General features: G+C 42.4%; 18 protein-coding genes. 8 read left to right on the top strand and 10 right to left on the bottom strand.

Going from position 1 to position 20,806, the window contains the following annotated elements:
- Nucleotides 1-80 precede the first annotated feature (80 nt).
- Nucleotides 81-605 (bottom strand): hypothetical protein, encoded by a 525-nt coding sequence (locus tag IGI94_RS02815; RefSeq protein WP_016611308.1) that lies wholly within the window; start codon nt 603-605, stop codon nt 81-83.
- Between the two features lie 954 nt (nt 606-1,559).
- On the opposite strand from IGI94_RS02815, the gene IGI94_RS02810 reads away from it, so the two are divergent.
- A complete protein-coding gene (locus tag IGI94_RS02810) occupies nt 1,560-1,748 on the top strand; it encodes a hypothetical protein (protein ID WP_005227564.1) in 189 nt (62 codons plus the stop codon).
- A gap of 413 nt (nt 1,749-2,161) precedes the next feature.
- Here the strand turns inward: IGI94_RS02810 and IGI94_RS02805 are convergent, their stop codons facing one another.
- Nucleotides 2,162-3,088 (bottom strand): LacI family DNA-binding transcriptional regulator, encoded by a 927-nt coding sequence (locus tag IGI94_RS02805; protein ID WP_008377949.1) that lies wholly within the window; start codon nt 3,086-3,088, stop codon nt 2,162-2,164.
- Between the two features lie 226 nt (nt 3,089-3,314).
- Nucleotides 3,315-4,322, bottom strand: a complete 1,008-nt coding sequence (locus tag IGI94_RS02800; protein ID WP_420658053.1) for an AraC family transcriptional regulator — start codon at nt 4,320-4,322, stop codon at nt 3,315-3,317.
- 174 nt (nt 4,323-4,496) lie between these two features.
- Here IGI94_RS02800 and IGI94_RS02795 point away from each other — a divergent pair, with 174 nt between their 5' ends.
- Both IGI94_RS02795 and IGI94_RS02790 read left to right on the top strand, forming a co-directional pair.
- Nucleotides 4,497-6,833: a family 78 glycoside hydrolase catalytic domain gene (locus IGI94_RS02795; RefSeq protein ID WP_438899405.1), complete on the top strand. Its 2,337-nt coding sequence runs from the start codon at nt 4,497-4,499 to the stop codon at nt 6,831-6,833.
- Nucleotides 6,826-8,040, top strand: coding sequence for an MFS transporter (locus tag IGI94_RS02790; RefSeq protein ID WP_016611311.1), 1,215 nt, complete (start codon nt 6,826-6,828; stop codon nt 8,038-8,040). The genes IGI94_RS02795 and IGI94_RS02790 overlap by 8 nt, the downstream gene beginning before the upstream one ends.
- A 78-nt stretch (nt 8,041-8,118) precedes the next feature.
- On the opposite strand, the gene IGI94_RS02785 is transcribed toward IGI94_RS02790, so the two are convergent.
- The 4 genes from IGI94_RS02785 to IGI94_RS02770 form a co-directional block, all read right to left on the bottom strand.
- Nucleotides 8,119-10,476, bottom strand: a complete 2,358-nt coding sequence (locus IGI94_RS02785; RefSeq protein WP_429960384.1) for an HAD-IC family P-type ATPase — start codon at nt 10,474-10,476, stop codon at nt 8,119-8,121.
- 366 nt (nt 10,477-10,842) lie between these two features.
- Nucleotides 10,843-11,574 (bottom strand): class I SAM-dependent methyltransferase, encoded by a 732-nt coding sequence (locus tag IGI94_RS02780; protein WP_176285388.1) that lies wholly within the window; start codon nt 11,572-11,574, stop codon nt 10,843-10,845.
- A gap of 274 nt (nt 11,575-11,848) precedes the next feature.
- Nucleotides 11,849-12,361, bottom strand: a complete 513-nt coding sequence (locus tag IGI94_RS02775; RefSeq protein WP_005232023.1) for a ClbS/DfsB family four-helix bundle protein — start codon at nt 12,359-12,361, stop codon at nt 11,849-11,851.
- A gap of 27 nt (nt 12,362-12,388) precedes the next feature.
- Nucleotides 12,389-12,805, bottom strand: coding sequence for an effector binding domain-containing protein (locus IGI94_RS02770; RefSeq protein ID WP_016611315.1), 417 nt, complete (start codon nt 12,803-12,805; stop codon nt 12,389-12,391).
- A gap of 93 nt (nt 12,806-12,898) precedes the next feature.
- On the opposite strand from IGI94_RS02770, the gene IGI94_RS02765 reads away from it, so the two are divergent.
- The 3 genes from IGI94_RS02765 to IGI94_RS02755 all read left to right on the top strand — a co-directional run bounded on the left by IGI94_RS02765 (nt 12,899) and on the right by IGI94_RS02755 (nt 14,926).
- On the top strand, nt 12,899-13,807 hold the full coding sequence (locus tag IGI94_RS02765) for a helix-turn-helix transcriptional regulator (RefSeq protein WP_429960383.1): 909 nt from the start codon (nt 12,899-12,901) through the stop codon (nt 13,805-13,807).
- Nucleotides 13,797-14,366: a helicase gene (locus tag IGI94_RS02760; RefSeq protein ID WP_429960382.1), complete on the top strand. Its 570-nt coding sequence runs from the start codon at nt 13,797-13,799 to the stop codon at nt 14,364-14,366. The genes IGI94_RS02765 and IGI94_RS02760 overlap by 11 nt, the downstream gene beginning before the upstream one ends.
- A gap of 98 nt (nt 14,367-14,464) precedes the next feature.
- Nucleotides 14,465-14,926, top strand: coding sequence for a GNAT family N-acetyltransferase (locus IGI94_RS02755; RefSeq protein WP_438899404.1), 462 nt, complete (start codon nt 14,465-14,467; stop codon nt 14,924-14,926).
- Nucleotides 14,927-15,046: 120 nt separating this feature from the next.
- Here IGI94_RS02755 and IGI94_RS02750 read toward each other — a convergent pair whose 3' ends face one another.
- Nucleotides 15,047-15,889, bottom strand: coding sequence for a class I SAM-dependent methyltransferase (locus tag IGI94_RS02750; RefSeq protein ID WP_438899403.1), 843 nt, complete (start codon nt 15,887-15,889; stop codon nt 15,047-15,049).
- A gap of 1,017 nt (nt 15,890-16,906) precedes the next feature.
- Here IGI94_RS02750 and IGI94_RS02745 point away from each other — a divergent pair.
- Together IGI94_RS02745 and IGI94_RS02740 are read left to right on the top strand one after the other, a co-directional pair.
- Entirely contained in the window at nt 16,907-17,398 is a 492-nt protein-coding gene (locus IGI94_RS02745) for a PH domain-containing protein (protein ID WP_438899402.1), read from the top strand.
- Nucleotides 17,388-18,857, top strand: a complete 1,470-nt coding sequence (locus IGI94_RS02740; protein WP_438899401.1) for a PH domain-containing protein — start codon at nt 17,388-17,390, stop codon at nt 18,855-18,857. Before IGI94_RS02745 ends, IGI94_RS02740 begins: the two co-directional genes overlap by 11 nt.
- A 115-nt stretch (nt 18,858-18,972) precedes the next feature.
- On the opposite strand, the gene IGI94_RS02735 is transcribed toward IGI94_RS02740, so the two are convergent.
- Nucleotides 18,973-19,935, bottom strand: a complete 963-nt coding sequence (locus tag IGI94_RS02735; RefSeq protein WP_438899400.1) for a transketolase family protein — start codon at nt 19,933-19,935, stop codon at nt 18,973-18,975.
- 3 nt (nt 19,936-19,938) lie between these two features.
- On the bottom strand, nt 19,939-20,796 hold the full coding sequence (locus IGI94_RS02730; protein ID WP_086316879.1) for a transketolase: 858 nt from the start codon (nt 20,794-20,796) through the stop codon (nt 19,939-19,941).
- Between the last annotated feature and the right edge of the window lie 10 nt (nt 20,797-20,806).

The raw sequence follows: 20,806 nt of genomic DNA, 5'->3' as shown, positions 1-20,806 counted from the left end.
ATTCCTAGTAATCAAGAAAAATAGTGGGAAAAAATAGTAGAAAAATTCCTTCTGAAACAAGTTTTATTGCTTTTCTTGATTCATTCAGCCAAAAGGGTTTGAAGGACTTTTTCAATACGCTTCACTTGTTTTTCATTGAAGTGGGACAGCCATTCTTGATCCTCAAGTAAACGCTGAATCTCTTGCTGAAGGTCTTTGTATCGACTGGCTTCCTTGATGTTTTCAGTCATCTTCAAGAAATTACTAATTTTTTCTCCTTTAGGCAGCAGTACATACTCTTGCTTGATCCCTTCAAACTTGTCTTCATGATCAATCACCAAAAGTTGACTGATCAAATCATGAGCGATCCACCGATGATAGGAGTTTTTATGGGTATGCAAGGCCCAGATCCGTTCCCATTCATCATAAATCAGCTCAGGGTTTTTAACGGCTACTTCTTTAATGATCAAATAACTATTAAAATACTCATTGATATGATTTTGACCATCAACGATATTCTCCACTAGCCTCTCTCTTATCTTTCGATCATCGATCGCCGTTTGCACAAACGGTTGGGGATCAAAGGATGTTGTCTGGAAATGACCTGCGATTTCTGGGTAGTCCATGCTTTCACCTTCTTTAAAAATTATAAGATTATTTTACAGGTTTGAACCTCTAAGTTTATTTTAACAGAATCTATGTGCGAAAAAAGTGGCTTTTATATTCCCCTTCTTTTATCAATCATCCATTCTGATCACGTAGGTAGACTAACGCCACTTTGAATATCATACTTTTTGGAAAACCCAATTTAAAATTGAAAACAGCTGGAAAGAATCCTTTCGATCCTTTATCCACTAACACTGCTATCTATTGATTTCTTCGGTTCGTCTATTGAGCGCTAGGAAAAGTGCAAGCTTCCTTTTATATCCTTTTCTGAAAGGAGCCCTTCACAAGAGAACCTGCTGGCAACTACTTTCTCGTTAAATTCCCAATGTCACTGACACAAAAAAGGAAGTCCCGCGTTCGGGACTTCCTAACGTTCTTTTCTCTTCAAATACTATTTCACGCATAGCTGCGAGATGCTGGATCACGCGTCCTTTCTCCGAATACCTCGGTCGGTAGGCATTTTGATCCATTGTTCTGGTGGACGCTTTCTGATTTTTTTTGGTGCAAACATCAGTTGAATAGTTCTTTTGACAAAGTTATTTCGGTATACGTTTTCCATAACTTCCACGCCCTTTTCAATTGATTTAGGAAGCGATGACGTCGATCCTTCTTCCTATTTTTATTATAAGCCCCAATCCGGTACAAAACAAACAATTCAGCTGCTGTTTTCTCCCATTCGTTTAGATGAAATCTGTGATTGCTGCTAAAAAAAGAGGCATATATTCTTGAATAAAGTTCAATAAGCCACCGCATATTTATTGAAAAAAATAATGAAAAATTGCAGAAAAAGATCGAAACTACTCGAGACAAACGCCAAAGGACTATGTTTTTGAATGAAAAATCGTTTCACTTTACTTTTTCTTAAATTTTAATTATTATTCTTTTGAAATAAGAATAATGAAGGAGATAAAAACATGGAAAAATACCAAGTGTTCCCTGGTCAAAACTATCAGGCAAATGTTATTGGCTTTACCGGTTTACAAGAAGTTAGTGTGATTCATGTTTACGAAAATACTGCAACTGTTCTAATCAAAGAAACAGCTGAAACAGGTGTTGCTAAGCTATGTAATTTTCTAGTTGGTGCCACACAATTAGTTAGTTGATCCTCTTTTATTAACCAAAACATGAGGAGCCATTTGCCATCCAACATGTTGTAGGAAAACGATTTGAAAGTAGTCCTTTGTGAGCTTGCTCTTTTCCTATTCATCAATTACAGCAGTATTTTTATTTATCTACTCAATATCTCTCTACTTTATATATAAATAGTGTTAGAATGAACAAAAGGAAACGTATCAGGCTTCCCCCAAGAGAATCTTCCCCAAGTACTCTTGTCTGATACGTTTCCTATTTTTGTGGCGAAAAAGCCACAGACCAATGGTAGCCCTTTACTCTGTGAAAAGCAAGCATTCAAAATTGATTTTTTCTTCATTTTTTTATTTTATCTCCTCAAATTCCCTTTAAAAATCAGGCAAAAACACACCTCTCGTAATAAGGTGTGTTCTTTTTATGACAATGATTATTCACGAATAATAAGTTCATAAGGCAGAATGATCTGTTCTTGTTTTCTTTCTTGAAACAAGCGAAAGGCTTCTTTGCCGCACTGATTCAGATGAAACTCAACGGAAGAAAAATGCAGCATTTGACTGATAAGCAGGTTTTCTTGCCCAATCACGATGGGTGCTGTCCCGTGGGAGTATTGATTCAAAATCATTGCTGCGATTTCGTCTCCATTTGTGATCACCCCATCGATTCCTCGTTCTTTAAAAAAGGCTGCTGCGGAAATCCCGTCTTGGGCTTTGATACAATCCCAATAAATATCGGCTTCCGAAAAAGCAGGAAACAGCTCCTTGGCTTTTGCGATGGTATTGACTGAATTGCAGCTAAGACGTTTGCTGCGCCCGAGCGTCAGTCCCAAACGTTTTACGCCTTGTTCTTTTAAATAATTGATACTAGCTGTCACAGAGCCGACCAAGTCGATCGCAACGAAAGGAACAGCAGTACCGGTCGAATTTTCACAAAAAACGATCGGTCCTTTTTCCATGTAGGGATAAAACGTCTCGATATGATTTGCGCGGGTAATGACGATCAATCCGTCAAACCCTTTTGCAGCGAATTCTTCTAGATATTCTAGTTCCAATTTCCGATCAAAATTGGTCGGCAATAACGTCACTTTGTATTTTTTAGCAAAGGCTTCTTCCATAATGCCATTTAGAATCCCATCAAAAAAGGCGTGATTGACAAACGGCACGATGACCCCAATATTATAGGTTTTCCCCGAGCTGAGCTTTTGGGCGATCTTATTCGGTTTGTAATCCAGTTCTTCCATCACCGCCAAAATCGCTGCTCGCTTTTGCTCATCGACATAAGGATGGCCATTGATCACACGAGAGACTGTCGTGATCGAAAAACCAGTGATTTTTGCTATATCGCGTATCGTTGCCATTTCCTTCATTCCTATCTGTTTGTTTTACGATTGACCTAAGTCTACCATAGAAAATTTACTGATTCACTTTCGACAAATTTTCTGAAAAGGTCCCTTGGTTGATTGTACGGTATGAAACGAGTTTCATAGCAAGACTATTGCCCACATTATTTTTTCTTTAACTACTACATAGCATACGAAAAAACTGCTCAACATCTCTAGAAGAGCAGTTCTCTTTGATAAGCGCTCAATTCATTTCTCTAAACTGCTTTGGCGAACAACCCGTTACTTTAAAAAAATAGCGATAAAAATTACTCAAATCGCCATAACCGACGAGTTCAGCAATTTCTTGGATGGGTAAGTTGGTTTGTTTTAAATAGACTTTGGCTTTGCTGATTTTCATTTCCAATATCAATTGTGAAAAAGTTTTACCAGTTTTATGTTTTAGAATACGTGCAATTTGTCGCTGGCTATAGTTGAACTTCTTAGATAAGTCGGCAATTGATACTTCTGCAAAATGATTCTGCAAATATTGAAGCATATCGATTATTTCTGACTCCTCTCCTGCTTCAGTATCTAGGCTGACTTGATTGGTTTGAAACCCTCTTAAAAGCTTGATAAAAAAGGTATCGAGAATGTTCTTCAGCATTCTTTGTGAATAGCCATCCGTTTTGTTGATCTCTTCTGTCATTAATAGAATGTCGTCCGTCAGCCCTGCTGTGGGGAGTGTATGAAAATAAAGAAATCGCTTGCTGTTTTCATAAAGCGCATTCAGGAAGAAGTGCGACAAAATATCTTTATCCTCTAATAACCCAAAGAAAGAAGCGTTGAAGGTGCTTTTGCGAATTAAAATATTGACTGCTTCCAAGCCATCTGAAAATCCACTGATTGCGTGGATCGTCCGTGGTGCAATTACTACAATGTCCCCTTCCTTCAATTCATAGGTCTGATTTTCAAAAAAATTATAACATCTACCTTTTACCACATAGATCATCTCGAAAAATTCATGTGCATGATAATTTGCTGGTAGATAGCGAATGTGTTTGATCACTTGAATGTCAGCATTTTCTTCGATCAAGTAGTGCTCCGAGAGTTCTGGTCTGAATTCCGCGAAAATTTGTTCTAGGATCAGTCGTTTGCTAGAAGCTAAATTTTTGGGAATGACTTTGTCATGAAACGGTACCTGGAGTTCTAATTCTGGGCAAGCCAAATAAACCTCTTTTAATGCTTTTTCAAGAATCGTTAGTGTCGCCATTGTGAAATCCTCCAATGTCTTTTTTTACTAATCGGGTTGGCAATAATAGCTAAGACACAAAAAAGAATAGCGCTTACAATTTAGGTATCAAAAACTTAGTAGTAATACTAACAAGCCATTAAAAGAATTGCAAGCTTCATTTAGGGCAAATTTTGAAAGAAAGAAGGACCGTTTATGACAAAAAATTGGCAAGCGACTTGGATCGAACCGCAGCAAGAGCCAACTCGAAAAGAACCACCATTCAGTTTGGCGGATATGTTTTCAGGAAAAAAAGTTGTGCAGGATCCCCCCGAAGAAAGGTTACTCCCACCACATTATTTGAAAAAAATATTCACTATTGAAAACAAGTCTATCAAACAAGCATCCCTTACGATGACGGCACACGGCATCTATCAAGCAAAAATCAATGGACAAGCGGTGTCAGAAGCATTATTTGCGCCAGATTATACCTCTTACACGCAGTATCTTCAATATCAGACCTACGATGTGACTCACTTGTTAAAAGAAAAAAATGTTTGGTCGGTAACGTTAGCTGATGGCTGGTACGCCGGCAGGGTCAGTGTCAGTGGCGGCAGTGCTCAATTCGGTGATCGACTAGGTATCTTAGGAGAAATCGAAATCCACTATACCGACGGTACGCATGAAATCATTGTGACCGACGAAGATTTTTTTAGCAGCCACGGCAAATACGTCTACAGTGATCTTTTCATTGGTGAAAAACAAGACTTACGTTTAGAAAAGGAAAACTGGGAAACCGATTTTGACCTAACTGGATTTACGAAAGTGTCAAAAGCAGATTATGGCTTCGACCATTTGACTCCTCAAAGAGGACCGCAAGTCAAACGCCAAGAAAAGCTTGCAGCAAAGGGTATTTGGTGGGAAAAAGACGCAGTGATCGTAGACTTCGGCCAAGTGATAGCAGGTCGCGTCCAGTTACAGATTCCATTGGCTGATGGACAGGAAATCACCATTGAGCATAGCGAAGTGCTCGATCGGGAGGGTCATTTTTTCAATAATATCGTTGGTAGAAACAAAGACCAAAAAGATGTGTTTATTGGCAATGGCCGTGAAGCCTGGCTAGAGCCTGACTTTACCTTTCAAGGATTTCGCTACATCAAAATTGACGGGCTTGACGTCCTGCCAGATAAACAGTCTGTTTGGGCATACGCCATTTACTCTGATATGAAAACAACCGGCTCTTTTACTACATCCAATCCAAAAGTAAATCAGCTGATCGAAAATATTCAATGGAGTCAAAAAGGGAATATGCTATCGATTCCGACAGATTGTCCACAACGGGAACGGGTCGGCTGGACAGGTGACATTCAAGTGTTCGGTCCAACAGCAACATTCTTTATGGATGTTTATGACTTCTTAGGGCGGTGGCTAGACAATGTCCGCTTGGAGCAACAAGCAGATGGACAAATCGTCGACTATACCCCTGCCCCCCGAGATTATTTTGAAGGAGAGTCACTTACTGGTTCTTTGTCTTCTGCTGGTTGGGGCGACGCAATCGTTTTACTTCCTTGGACATTGTATCAACGGTACGGCAAGTTAGAGATTTTAGTCGAAAATTATCAAGCCATGAAGCGCTGGCTCTCCTTTAGTCGAAAAAGCGCCGCTGGGGACAAGACGGATGACAAACAGTATTTATGGGATACAAAGTTTCATTTTGGTGACTGGATGTTTCCTAGCTTCATGATCGGTGAGGACGCTAAAGGTCCGATGGAAACAGCATTCGTCACGAAAGACCTTTTCGGTACGGCTTTTCTAGCACATTCATCTCAACTTTTTGCTCAAATCAGCCAGCTACTGGATGAAGAGGAAGAAAATTGGAGTGATTTTAGTAATAAAGTAAAAGCAGCTTTTCAGAAATATTACTGGCGCGATGATCACCTTACCGCTGATTTTCAAGGAAGCTATGTGATCGCACTGGCGTTTGATCTTTTAGACGAAACAGCGTCAAAAGCTGCAGCAGCAAGGCTAACCGAGCTGATTATTGCAAACAATTATTGCTTAGACACTGGCTTTTTATCCATCCCTTATCTCCTTGACGTTCTTTGTGATTATGGCTATCAAGAATTGGCACTGAAGCTCTTACTACAAGAGGAATGTCCTTCTTGGCTTTACGAAGTCAATCATGGGGCAACCACGATTTGGGAGTCATGGGCATCGATTCAACCTGATGGTACAGTCTGTGATTTTTCTTTCAACCACTATGCATTTGGTTGTGTTGGGGATTGGCTAGTGAGACGTTTGGCAGGATTGCAAGTAACAGAACCCGGTTTTACTTCTTTTACAATTTCACCGCTTGAGCAAACCGCGATCTCAAGCTATCACTTGAATTATACAACGGCATACGGTGACATTGAAATCGAACGGAGCAATGACCAATTCCATTTAAGTGTGCCACAAAATACGAAAGCAATCTTCCAATATGGAGAGACCTCAAAAGTTTTAACATCTGGAAAACATCATTTAACGATTAAAGGAGAGAAAATATATGAGTAAATTGAGGTTAAAAATCGGCATCATTAGTCTGAGTTTTATGAGTATGAGTGCCTTAGTTGTGACTAATGCTTACAGTGCCATTATTGCTGATTTTCCTAATGAGCCGATTGCAAAGATCCAAATGATCGGTACGATCCCTAGTTTAGGATCTTTGATTACCACATTATTCGTAGGAGTATTAGCGATGAAATGCCCCAAAAAAATCTTAGCTCTCTTCGGAATCCTTTTAACAGCTATTGGGGGATTAGTCCCTATCTTCTTTCATTCAAGCATCAATCTCCTATTGGGGTTTGCGCTTATTTTGGGCATTGGGATTGGGTTTATGAATACACTCAGTCCTATGTTGCTCTCAGAGTACTTTGAAGGAGAAGAACGAGCCGGCTTAATGGGTATCGGAACAGCAATTACTTCGTTAGGCTCCGTTGTAATGATGCTGGGTGGCGGTTTGTTAGGTGCCTCAAATTGGCAAAATACCTACTATATTTTTCTAATAACGATCCTGGTTTTCTTATTGTTACTAGTGAATCTGCCTATGGATAAAATTCCCAAACAAACTGCAACTGACAAAAAGAACCAGTCAACCTCAGCCCCCATTGATGTTTTAAAATCAATGAGTAAACTGATTTTTGTTATTGCAGGACTCGCATTCTTCATGTCATTTATTTACACAATTTATCCAAGTAATCTCTCTATTTTGATCAACCATAAAGAAATTGGCGGTACAAGTACGACTGGATTAGTCAATGCAATTGGAACAGTCGGTGGGTTCATTGCCGGCTTCAGTTTGAAATACATCAATCGCGTGACAAAAGATAAAACACTTGCATTAGGATTTCTATCGTTAGCTTTGACGTTTCTGATCAGCCGTTTTTCTTCAACGGTACTGACCATGTCGATCGGTGCTATTCTCTCAGGATTTGCTATGGCTATGGTTATGGCTACCATTCCTTACTATATCTCATTGAAAGCAAGGCCTTTTGAGATTGCAATTGCTATGTCCGTGTTCCAATTTTTGAACTCACTGGGCGGTATTTTCTCGCCTATCATCCTAAGTTGGTTAACGATTAATCCGGGTGAACAAGCCTTCTTATTCGGTGGAATTGCTTGCGTGATCCTCAGTCTGATCATCTTAGTAACCAATATCGGCAAACGCGCATTGAATCAAGCTCCCCTAGACAAGGATTCCCTTTCACAAGTACAGTCTTAATCATATGATTGCTTAAAGCTCCTTTTGCTAAAAAATAAGCCTGAAATGATGGATAACACTCATTTCAGGCTTATTCTATTAGTTTTGCACTTTCTGCAGTGCTCGTTTCTTCGTATACCTTCGCATCAGTAACTCGATTCCCTTATCCGCAAAGCGTTGCATATAGGCGGAAAAATTCAACAAGGCAATCAAGAGAATGAGGTTGAGATAGCTGGTATTGCCTAGGTTAAAGAGGTCACGACCGACGATCAAGGCAGCAAAGTACAAGATCTGGGTGCTGAAAAAAATCATCGTTCGATAGCTGTTGATCGCTGGATAGACTTTTTTCTGGATCAAGCGATAGTTCCAAGCGGTAAAAATAATGCTCATGATCGATAGAGCTTTGCTGCTACTGTTGAACCAATAGCCAAAGTTGATGATCAGCAGAGTTCCTACCGTAATCGTCAATGCTGTTGGAAAAGCATTTTTGAAAATCGTTGTCATAAAGTCCCCTTTGATCCGATTGAAGTCTGGTTCAAAGTTTAAAAAGAAGGTCGGAATGCCGACAAAGCAGGCATTGATGATCGTTAATTGGATCGGCTCAAAAGGATATGTCGTTCCTGATAACAACGTCCCCATAGTGATCATGATGGAGAATAAGACTTGCACTAGCACCAATGAACCTGAGCGAGTAATGTTATTGATTACTCGGCGGCCTTCATCCATGACCGATGGCAAAGCATCGAATTGATTTTCCAAAAGCACCAAATTTGATACTTGACGCGCAGCATCGACACCGGAAGCCATCGCGATGGAGCAGTCGGCTTCTTTCAGCGCCAAAACATCGTTGACGCCATCGCCAGTCATCGCGACAGTATGCCCTTGTTCTTTCAAGAAGAGTACCATTTCTTTCTTTTGTTGCGGCGTCACTCGACCAAAAATCTGATAGTTGCTGACAGCTTCTTTTAATTCGGCTGCAGTTAATTTTGATACATCGATAAAATCAGCAGCCCCTGGTAGATTGACTTTTTTCGCGATTTGACTGACTGTCACTGGATCATCGCCAGAGATGATCTTGCATTGGATTGCTTGTGAACGAAAATACTCTAAGGTCTCTTTGGCATCTTCACGAATCGTGTCTGACAGTAAATAAAATCCTAACGGTTCAATATCCGTCGGCAGTCCTGCCTCCTCATAGCCTTGCGCACTGTGCGCCAAAACGATCACTCGGTAGCCTTCTTCTGCCAGCTGTCTTTCCTGTTTTAAGACAGTTTCATGGTTGGTTCCCAGTAAAATCGACGCAGCTCCGATGAAATAAGTGCCTTGCCCTTCAAACGTGACGCAACTGAATTTGCGGTCAGATGAAAAGGGGACGACTTGCTGCATCTGGTACGTCGTTTTTTCTGAAAAAAAGGTTCGTAGCGCCATTGCCGTTGGGTTCTGATCGGGTAGCTGCGCCATTAAGTTGCCGGTGATTTCTGCCAACGGTGTTTCCGATTGAAAGGAAATCGTCTTTTCCACCGTCATCTTGCCTTCGGTGATCGTGCCGGTTTTGTCTAAGCAAAGAACATCGACCCGTGCCAAAGCATCAATGCAGTTCAATTCCTGCACCATCACTTTTTTGCGCGCCAGGTAGACGGCACTGATGGTCAATGTGACACTGGTCAATAAAAACAAACCTTCGGGGAACATCCCTACAGCTGCCGCCACCGTCCGTAAGATGGCGGTGTTGAAAGCCGCATGAGAGAAATAGAACTGTTTGACAAACAAGAGGGTACATAACGGTACCAAAATCAAGCTGATCCAACGAATGATTTTATTCAAACTGCCTTGGATCAAGTATTTTTGTCGTTTGATGGTCTTGGCTTCTTTGTTGATTTTTGCGATATAGTTATCAGCGCCTACGTGGATCACTTGGCACAACGCTTCACCAGCAGTGATAAAACTGCCAGAAAACAACTCGTCTGCCGGCTGTTTGTGGATCGTATCCATTTCACCAGTCAGCAAGGATTCATTGACTTCTAAAGATCCTTGAATGACTTTGGCATCCGTCGGCACTTGATCCCCGCTTTTCAGTCGTAACACATCATCCATTACGAGTTTGTGGATCGGCAAATTCTCCAGCTTACCATCCCGATAAACATCGGCTTTGGCAACTTTTAGCAGTGCCAGCTTATCTAGCGTTCGTTTGGAACGAACTTCTTGAAAGAGATTGATGATCACATTGCTGAAGACAACAAAGACGAACAAACCGTTTTGATAAGAACCCGTCAAACAGACGAGAAAGAATAGGACACAGTTGATTAAATTGAAAAAGGTAAAGATATTGGTAAACAGGATTTTCGGGTACGTATTCGTCGTATCCTTTTTTGTCTTATTGACTTGACCGCGCTGCACCCGCGCCTTGACTTCCCCTGACGTTAAGCCAATGGTTTGGTTGTTTTCGATGATCCTCACCCTTTCTAATCATAGTCATTTACTTTTCGTTTGCTGAATATTCAGCAAACGTGCATCGGACTAGGTAATGGTTTTGCGTTTTTTCTATAAAACCAATTGGCGGCGATTGCGTAAGTTACGCCATCATCTATCGGCTTTTTTCCGTAAAAAAACAAGTACTGTCTAAAATATAGCATACCCTTTTAAGTAATGGCGTTTCATTTTTGTCACCTTCGCGTCACTTTAGCAATTAAAATAACAGTTTATTTTGTTAACTCACCCCACTACACATCAAGCGATCACAGGCTTCATCGGTTGTTTCTTACGATGACACAAAACAAAAAAACAGCTGATCTTCACAGATCAACTGTTTAACAATTCTTTAAGTCAGCTTTTTCTAGCAGCTATTAGCAGCATCATCGGTCGGCGCATTTCGTCTTTCATTCCCGGTACTTCCAGTAATTCTTCTGGCGGCTGCGGCTCAATCACTTTTTCTAAAATGAAGCCGTTTTGCAATAAGGTCATTAAATAGGTTGTCAGGGTACGATGGTATTTGGTCACCGTTTCACCTAAAAATTGCGCTTCCCGCTTGCCTTCATAATAGTAATGATCGACTGGGAAATGCTGGATTTCCCCCTGCCTATCATACTGCCAATCTTGCGATCCTTCCGCAGTATAAACCGGATGCTCCACCGAAAATACGAGTACACCACCAGGTTTCAGACAGACCGATATGCTTTTGATCAATGTTTCGAACGTTGCCACATAGTGAAACGCCAATGAACTTAAAACAACGTCTATTGTGGCTGGAGGAAGTGTCACTTCTTCCATTGCGACACATTGATACGTTATTTTCGGATCAGGGTTCCTTTTCTTGGCCTCCTCAAGCATCCGTTGAGAAATGTCAGTTCCTAGTACTGCTGCCGCTCCATGGTCTACAGCATATTGGCAATGCCATCCATACCCACAACCTAGATCAAGCACCTGCTTCTTTTTAAAATCCGGCAACATTTGTTTTAGCGTCTGCCATTCTCCAGCTCCTTGCAGGCCTTTTTGTGAACGAGTCATTTCACTGTATTTAGTAAAAAACGTTTGGTCATCATATTTGTTTTCTTTCATCATTTGTTCCTCCCATGTAAATCGTTTTTTGCTGGTCTTGATCTACATGGGCTTAGGCAATTTTTTGGGAAATAATGCCACCACACATCAGCTTTTTCCTCCTTGCTCTGATTAACGCCATCATAGCACGATTTTCAGTCTCTCACAATTGATAGCAAGTCGCTGGCGCTTCTTTGCCATTGTTTCTCAATAAACCGTTTTTTTATGTACAGCAAAAAATCACACTATGAAAAGGGTGTGATTTTCCTGTTCGATTCATTCATTTCTCTATTGATCAATGCAGTGCTTCCTTTTTCCATTTTCGGATTTTCGTTCGGAAATTGGTAAAGGGTGCTACTGTATTGATATGGATCCATTTATAGACTGGCCACTGTGCTTTGGTGGTTGCCCAATCCCGTTGCCCTGCTTCAAACAATTCCTGATCGGATAAGCCCTCGATCCACTGGCAAAGGGCCGTCACTTTTTGGTCTAAGAGCTCTTGCTGCTGTGCTAAGGTCAAACTGCCATATGTCTGATAAAAGGATTGATACAATCCGCCAAGGTTGTTCCATTTATACCCTTCAGCAGGTGTGTGAACGCTCATCCCTTGTTGTTCCTGTGCTTCCCATGACAATAACAAACTGACCCAGCCGATTTGGTAAGACAAGTTTTCTGAAGGCGTCTTATCGACCCCAGCTGTTCGCTGATTTCGTAACGCTTCGGGAATTTCAACAAATTCTTGGCGAAATTTTTGGTAACGTTCTGTGATCTCTTGGATCAAGTCTGCTTTGCTTTCGTACTGTCTCATTGACTGTCCTCCTATTCAGGAAAATGGTTACTCTTTGTCGCTTTCTTCAATGGCGATAAAAATCGTTACTTCGCCGTCTGGCGCATACTGTTCGAAATCAAAGGAATACCTGCGCTGCAACTGCTGGTTTTCTTCCTCTGACCAGACTTGACGCCAAGTAGTCAGAATGCCCTGCGCATCGCGCCGATCGACCGGATACTTTTTCCAAGTATATTTTTCTGTGTCAAAGTCTGCTTGCTCCGTTTCTTCGAAACAAAGCGAAACGGCATAGTCTCCTTGATAGTTTGACTCATACTCGTGGTAAACGCAAGCGATGACCGTTCCTTTTTCTGCGGCTTTCTTGACCGCCTCGCTGTTTTTCTCCCATAAGCCAATGATTTTTGCTTGAATCGCTGGATCAGTAAAATTATTGGTTCTTTCCGTTGCCATTATCGAAAATTTCATTGGAGTTCCTCCTTCTTTGTCTTTATGATACGATAGAAACCTAGACACCTTCTGTCAGTGTTTTATCATCTTTTTATAAAAGGAGTAAATCAATTGAGCACGACACGCCTGTTCGGCCTTATCTACCACCTGTTGAATCATGAAAAAGCAACCACTTCTGAATTAGCCAAACAATTTGAAGTCTCGACTCGCACCATCACCAGAGATATCAATACCCTAAGCAGTATTGGCGTACCCATCTATACCGAAACGGGTCGAAATGGCGGCGTCTATTTGTTAAGCAGTTTTGTGTTGGATAAAGTGTTATTATCAGAGGAAGAACGGAAAAACCTGCTTTTGGCGTTGAAAGGGATTCGCCAGCTGACGCCACAGATCAGCGGAGAATCATTGGCAAAACTGCAATCCTTATTCCAGCAAAACGATGCAGACTGGCTAGAAGTTGATTTTTCCACTTGGCATCGGCGAGAAAACGGCAACGACACGTTTGATTTATTAAAAAAGAGTATTTTAACGAACCACGTGATCACCTTTGACTATATCAGTAAACAGGGACCGCAAAAACGCGTCTGTCAGCCTTACAAACTGCTTTTTCGTTCGCAAGCATGGTATCTGCAAGCCTTCGACCAGCAAAAGAATGCCTTTCGGACATTTAAAATCAGCCGTATGAGTCAGGTCCGCGTCACTGAACAGCATTTTTTTCCGGTCACTGCGCCTAATTCTGCCATTGAATTGACTGTTGACACCTATCCCGCTCGTCTATTCTTTCAAGCCGACGTTCTTTATCGGGTATATGATGAGTTCGATCATCAGGATATTACTTTGACGGAGGAAGGCACTGCTGTGGTTACCGTTGATTTACCCGAGGAAAGCTGGGTGGTGCCCTATTTGTTCTCTTTTGGAAAAAGCCTACGCATTTTAAGTCCCCCTCGACTAAAGAATCGTTACCAAGAAGAAGTTGCTGCGATTTATGCCAATTTGACTGAGAACGAGGGTGCGAACTGATTTTTCAAGAAATGGATCCCTATTGAAAGGAGTGTTTGATTTGAAAGAAGTGATCGTAGACTATGGCGGGGTTTCGCTAGCCCGCCTTTGCCAGCAGTTGGAAGAACAGCAGATTCACTTAAACGCGTATGCCAACCAGCTCTTGCGCCATCCCCACCTCTCCCTCAGTGCCGATAAACAGCGTACTACTTGTGTGATTGTTTCCCTTAAAGAACTGGGACTCACACAAGGTGGGGCTTTGACGGAGATTTTTGCAGCTGCATTTTCTTACGGATTGACCGATTGTACCTTGGAAATGGCCTTACATTTTCGCCTCAGCTATCGTCAACTGGCAAATAGTACCGGACTGAAATCCCACGGAAAAGCGCCAGCTGCTGCAATCACGATCGCTTCTATGCCACTGGAAAAAGCCGACGATTTCCCCAAAGGATTCTACATTCGCCGCATCGATGGTTGTGACTGGTTGCGAGGCTATACTTGCGATGCACGCCACCAATTTTCCCCGGATGACCTATTTTTGTTTAAACGACGAGACCCGTTGTCAGAGACCTTCATCTGAAGGGGAAACAAATAGTTACCAATCAAACGTCCCCATTTCCCCTTACTACAATCATTCTGCAGGATAGGGAGGACCCAAAAGGACGAAAGGAGAAACAGATGAACTTAATCCCAATGAAAGACAGCGACTATGCTGCCTACTTAGCCAATGCTGTTTTAGAATACGCCAATGACAAAGTCCAAGCGGGCACATGGACCAAAGACGAGGCCCTCACCCTCGCCAAAGAGAGTTTTGCTTCTTTGCTTCCTCAAGGGACTGCCACTGAAAACAATCACTTGTTTTCTTTATTTGCAGCTGATTTTAGTGAACCGATCGGAGTGATTTGGATCAACACAGCTGCCCAGAAAGCCTTCATCTATGACTTTATCATCGAGGAAGACCAGCGAGGAAAAGGCTATGGCACCAAAGCGTTACAAGCTTTGGAAAAGTGGGCGGTCCAGCAAGGCATCACTGAGATCGGCTTGCACGTTTTTGCCCATAATCAGTCGGCGTATCAGCTATACAAAAAAATGGGCTATCTGGAAACAGATATTACGATGGTTCGACGTTTCGCTGAATGAGTGGTGTTGAATAGGCCCGATCATTAGAACAAAAAAATTGATTGATCAGTGCCGGAGCCAAACAAAAAGAAACGACAGAAAATCGTCGTTTCTTTTTTCTATTTACAGAAAACCACTCTTTCAGATAGGGAATGGTTTTTTCAGTAGCATCGCCATTGTCGAGCCTTCTTCGCTATAAGGACTACCTTTGACATCACCGAATATCTCACAAATATCAAAACCGGCAGTCCTAGCTTCTTTTATCAATGCATCTTTTGCAAAATAGGTCGTCCATAAATAATAATTTGTGACCTCATCTTCTGCTAAAATCGTTGTTTGCTCCAGCAAGACGTGATCAGGATATTTCCATCGTTGATTCAGCACAAGATGGGGCTCCCACCGCCAGAACCCTTCTGATTCGTGACTTTCCCAGGTCTGCTCTTCATTAAGCGTTAAAAACTGTGCAATCGTAAATACATCGAACAAAAATTTGCCCCCCGGTTTTAGATGCGCCAGCACATTTTTTAGCAGTAGTTTGCGTTCCTCTGGATTTAAGGCACCATAGTCGCAATAAATCAAGGTAATAAAATCAAATTGCTGAGGTAACGCCATCTCCAAATAATTATCAAATAGATAGGTAATATTTAATTGCTGCTTACTCGCGGAATCTCTCGCATAGGCGATGGACCTTCTGGAGTAATCAACCCCTGTCACTTCATACCCCAGCGCTGCAAATTTTTCCGCATAGATCCCTGGCCCACAACCGATATCAAGAAGTTGCGTCTGTTTTTCTGGCGGAACAAGGCGACTGATCCATCGAACGGATTCGTCGATAAAGTCAACCTTTCTACTCGCTCCCTCAAAATCAGGATCCAAATGAGCCTTTAACATTTGCTTGGAAATATACGCATCATCCCAAAACGCCTCTGCCATTTTTTTATAGAGCGGTGGCCGCTCGATTGCTTTTCTCAATTCTTGGTACATCTTCTTTTCCCCTTTCAAAATAATTGAAAAACAAAAAAGACCGCAGATTTCACTCTGCGGTCAACCTTCAAACGATGAAGATCAAAAAGCGAAGAGTAAAATAAAATCAATGATAAGCACTTCAAATAAAACTGCATGCAGTCAATTTTTTGCCTATGAAATTGATTTTATTTACTCTTTTCCAGTCCTACCCCTGTTAACGAAGGAATAACAGCAGATAGGCCGGAGCCATCACCTTTTTCTCTTGTTTTTCTGCTTTTAGTTTAGAAGGAGCCAGCCGATTTGTCAATGAGATTCGCCTGCTTTCCTTCGATAAAAGAAGTTCTTACTGCAATTCACACCTTGCCTAACAAAAAGATTGCATCAAACTACGTCTCTGCTTACTGTCGCCTGCTGATTTTTTCAACAGGAAGCTGGATCTCAGTCAGCCACTCCTCTTCACTTTCTTTATTCCAAATGCCATCAATATAGCTTTCACGAAAAGGCCCTGTGATTCGATAGCCGTTGTTTTCAACAAACTGAATAACTGCAGCATAGGCTCCATTATGGACCGTACAAACTGCTTCTAGTACTTCTTCTATCTGGCCTGAAGGTCAAATCACTATCTTGTGATGTATAAGAAACAGCCCCCTCACTTTATCTCCACCAATCATGCTGGTCAAAAATAATACGACCAGCGGTATTCCAATACCAAAAAGGTCAGTTGATCATTTGTTTTGCGTCCATTGATTTCTTTTGACAGCCCAGCAACCTCAATCATTTTCTACAGAAATCGCCCTATTCTACTAAAGCATACTGGCTCCTCTTGAGGGAGAGTCAATAGCAGATTCGCTTTTTTCATGACGAACAAACTCATTCTCATTGGTTAGCTAAACGTGGCTTTTTCTTTTTTTACCTATTCGCAACACTATTTAAATCACAATTAACTATTTTTAATTCCTGACCTTGTTTTTTTCTTCTATCTCCACTATATTTGTGGGTAACCCTATTTATTTCTATGTAGAGAGGATGTTTCCCTTGAATTATCCCTTATTAAATGAACAAATGCCTCAGACCATCATTCGTGTTTGGCGGTTGCGAAGGATTACGTCACTGATTATTTTCAGCCTGATTTTCGCTGCTTCTTTTTGGATTCTAGCCACGCAAAACTGGCTGCATTTCTGGGTGATCGCCCTTTGGTCAAGCGTATTGGCGCTGACTTTGATCAGCCATCTGCTTTCTTTTGTGCTGATGAGCTACCGTTACAAATTCCATCGCTACGAGATCCAAGAAAATGATATCGCCATTCAACACGGCTATCTATTTCGCAGCACCACGTATATTCCGATCCGCCGAATCCAGCATATCGAAACAGACCAAGGGATTTTTTTGCGAAAATACTCCTTAGTCTCCTTACAGATCCATACGGCTGCCACCAACCACACCATTGAAGGCCTACCAGTGGCGCAAGCCGAACGCTTGCGAGCAACCATTATGACTTTAGTCGAGGTGGTCAAAGATGATCTATGAAAAACAACGACTGCCGTTGCTGTGCATTGGCCTTTACTGGTTCAAAAATTGCAAAAATTTTCTGGTACTAGCGTTTCTGCTTGTATTCAAATTATTCAACGACGCCCCTTCTTTTCCGATGATTCTGGGCGGCATCCTGCTATTTTTACTGGTCTGTCTGATTTTTGCGGTACTGTCTTACACCCGCTTTACCTTTCAAATCGACCAAACGAGTGTACTAGTCAACAAAGGACTCTTTATCCAAAAGCAAACGATTTTGCCGTTTGAACGCATCCAAACGATTCAAGAGAATCATTACTTTTATTTACGTCCGTTTAAACTAGCTGAAGTGAAGTTGGAAAGCGCCGCAAGTTCGAGTGGCGAAGCCGAAATTCTTTTCCCAGCATTGCCGCTGGCTCTCATTGCCTCCATCGAAGCGTCAAAAAAAGCGGCTGCGACACCACAAGAGCCGACTGCCCAAGCAGTTAGTGGAGAAGAACCAACCCACGATTACGCTACTGTTTTTTCGGGTGAGGAAACAGCAAATCCGCCGTTAGAAACATTCACTTTGAAATTCAAGGAGATTTTCTTGTTTTCTATCACTGATTTTTCTGTTTTCACCTTGGTTCTAGTTATCGGCTACAACGTGATCGACAACATTCCCAATCTCTTTGCCTATGCATCGGAATTGCAACAACTCGGCCTTTTATTAGGTGCTGCGCTTTTGTTGGGGCTGCTGATTTTGTTTTTCTTCCTTGCGATCGCTAGAAATCTTTTCCGCTATTATGGCTTTACGGTGGAAACGAACCAGCAACAGCTGCTGATCACACAAGGCTTGTTTTCTAAACGACACCAAACGATTCCCCTCGCTAGGATCCAAGGGCTAAGTGTCGAACAAAATCTTTATCGCCGAATCTTTCATCTAAGCTCCGTCAAGTTACTGCTGGCTGCTGGCAGTTCTTCAGAAAGCGATGATACGGTCTATCTGTTCCCCATTTTGAAAGAGGCGCAGCTGACCGAAACATTGACCCGCTTTTTACCCGAATGGTCGTTTCAACAAACCGCTCTAGTGAAAAATCCGCGACCCAACTTTTGGTACTTCTGCCGTTGGCCGCTGCTGATCGGACTGCTTGCTGTAGGAATCTCCGCCTTCTTTTTCTGGTGGTTAGCGCTGATTTTCTTCGTGTTCTTTGGCTCCTTCGTGTTATCAAGCATCTGGCGGGGCAAAATACAAGGCTATCAATTTTTAGACAATCACGTCTTGTTGTGCCAAACGATTCGCGGTCTTACGAAGGTGACCGCTTATCTGAAGAAAAATAAAATCCAAGATTTCACCGTCACCACGACGTATTGGCAGCACAAAAAAGGGCTTGGCAAGTCACAGCTGACCATCAAAACCGAAGATACTCTCACCGAAAGTAAGCTGTTCTACTTTCCATTAACTGAAGCAGAAAAGTTACGGCGCTGGTTTTTGTCTTAGTTCACACAAAAAAGCGTCAAACAGCAGGACTGACGCGCTGATTGACGCTTTTTCACAAGACCTGAAAGGAATGAAAAGGAAGCATCAACCATTGATTCGTTGATGCTTCCTTTTTCTATCCCCTGTCCTTACCCTCGACGATTTGCTGCTTGATTGAAGCAGCATCTAAGCCATATTCTTTTTGCAGGAAGTCGGGTGTGCCGACTTGGCCAAATCGTTCATTGACACCAATACGTTTTAAGGGGACAGTACTGCCAGTTTCAGCAAGCACTTCGGCGACGGCACTCCCTAGTCCACCGGTGATAGAATGATTTTCGATGGTGATGACTTGCCGTTTCCCCTGAACTTCACGGATGATCATTTCTTTATCGATCGGTTTGATGGTAAACATATCGATCACTTCACAGCTGATTCCTACTTCTGCTAATTCTTCTGCCACTTGCAGTGTTTCAGAAACCAATTGGCCACTAGCAATCAACAATAGTTCATCGCCTGGTCTTAAAACATTGCCTTTTCCTAGTTCAAAGGTCGAGCCTTTTTCATAAATTGTCGGAACCGCTTTCCGATTGCCTCGTACATAATGAATGCCTGATAATTGGCTAAAGGCTTTTATGATCCACGCCATTTGGACTTCATCCGCTGCATCGCAGACGATCGACTGGGGAATCATTCGCATCAAAGCCACATCTTCCCATGTCGTATGGGTGCCGCCGTTGTGCCCGACTGCATACCCTGGATCAGAACCGTAAATATTGATCGTATTGCCGCCATAGCCGCCAGAAATAAACAGCTGATCGAATACCCGGCGCGTTGCAAATGGCCCAAAAGTGTGGATAAAAGGTGTATAGCCAGTTAAACTCAAGCCAGCCGCGACGCCAACCATATTGGCTTCCGCGATCCCCATGTTGATAAAGCGTTGGGGATGTTTGTTGGCAATCGCTGTCCAGCCGCTGGCAGAGCCAAGGTCGGCATCCAACGCAACTAGCTGGTTATTTTCATCCATGAGTTCCACCAATGTGTCAACGACACATGTTCTCAGCTCTTTACCAGCAGCAGTGGTTTTGCTTAATGTAAACATGCCTTAGCGTCCTCCTTCGATTTTTATCGTCAACTCTTTGATTGCCGCTTCTGCCGCTTGATTGATTTCATCCGTGGTAAACTTCACGGAGTGATTGGCATCTAATTCTTCAAAGAAAGGAACGCCTTGTCCTTTCACGCTGTCCAAGACAATGCAAACCGCTTGGTCTTCGATCGCTTTGCAGCGCTCGATTGCCTCATCAATGGCTTGCATGTCTGCTCCTGGAACTTTTTCTGTATAAAAGCCAAATGCAGTCATCTTCTGCTGGATGTCAAAGGGATCAAGAATGTCTTTAGTTGGCCCATCTAGCTGTTTTTTATTGTCATCAATAATGACGATACAGTGATTCAGTTTGAAGTGGGCAATGTATTGGAAGGCTTCCCAGCACTGTCCTTCATTTAGTTCGCCGTCCCCGACGATCAAATAAACAAAATTGTCCTTCCCTGCCAAGCGCAGACCCGTCGCGATCCCGGCAGCCATGGAAGTCCCCTGCCCCAGTGAACCTGTGGTGGCATCAACCCCCGGCGTTTTCCAGCGATCCGGATGGGAAGGCAGTCTCGTGCCGCCCTCATTGATCGTCCATAACCACGACCGATCAAAATAGCCCGTATTTGCTAATGCACTGTACAGTGCGGCGCCAGCATGTCCTTTTGATAAAACGAGTCGGTCACGATCCGCCCACTGTGGATCTTGTGGATTGACCCGCAGCTGTTTGCCGTACAAAACGGCTAATAATTCAACAATTGAAAAGGAACCGCCCAGATGGCCTTGCCCCATTTTCTTGATGCTGCAAAGGGTATCTAAACGAATCTTTGCCGCTAAACTTTCGAGTTCGTGGTATTCTTGTTCACTGATTGCCACTATTTATCCC

Origin of the sequence: Enterococcus sp. AZ149, from assembly GCF_051714285.1 — a bacterium.
GTDB lineage: Bacteria > Bacillota > Bacilli > Lactobacillales > Enterococcaceae > Enterococcus_D > Enterococcus_D entomosocium.
Note: the sequence above shows the minus strand (reverse complement) of the source record. Positions and strands in the feature narration are given on the sequence as shown.